Raw genomic sequence first — 671 nt, forward strand, 5'->3', positions numbered from 1 at the left:
GTTCCATATGATGATGGCCAGCTTTCTGGCTGTAGCTGAAATAGCAGCTGGTCTGCCTTTTTTGAAGCAGACTCGGTTAAAGAAGTTGGTCAGGTGATTATCCTTTAGATTGCCTATGGCATTTGCCGCTTGCCTCAGGGCTATCTTCAGTCTGTTACTTCCTTTAGGTGTTCGACTACTCAGGATTTTTCCACCTGAGACTTTTTTGTTAGGGCATAACCTAAGCCAAGAAGCAAACTGTTTGGCTGAGTCAAACTTCTTAAACCCTTCCGGTCCCACTTCACTCATCAGGGACAGAACTGTTGCATGACTCACTCCCTGAATAGCCAGTAAATCTATGCCATCAAAGTATTGATAGGCCAGTAGGTTAAGGTCTATGTTTTTAGGTGCATTCTTATTTACTCGTTTATGAATCTTTGCTTCTGTAAATAATGACTTCTTTGTTTCATCTTCATTGATGAAGTTATGGAGTTGTTTTTTTATTTCTTCATCGCATTCTTCTATCTGCTTTTGAAAGTATTGATATTGAGCAAACTCCTGTTTAAGGGCAAAGAGAAAATCTTCTCTTTTATTACTCTGCAAAGCCTTCGCTATCTCTTCTTCTGATTTCCTGCAGTTCCCATGGCGGAAGGCGGCCAGAACTGCAGGATTTGTTTCACCTGAACAGATTG

The 671-nt window shown here is 41.0% G+C and carries 1 protein-coding gene; it reads right to left on the reverse strand.

Annotation, left to right across the window (positions count from 1 at the left end; translation table 11 throughout):
• Positions 1 to 582, reverse strand: a 582-nt coding sequence (locus F752_RS0123140) for a transposase (protein WP_160164156.1), incomplete at its 3' end; no start/stop codon positions are given.
• Positions 583 to 671: the final 89 nt, after the last annotated feature.

The sequence above is a fragment of the Nafulsella turpanensis ZLM-10 genome, assembly GCF_000346615.1.
Taxonomy (GTDB): Bacteria; Bacteroidota; Bacteroidia; order Cytophagales; family Cyclobacteriaceae; genus Nafulsella; species Nafulsella turpanensis.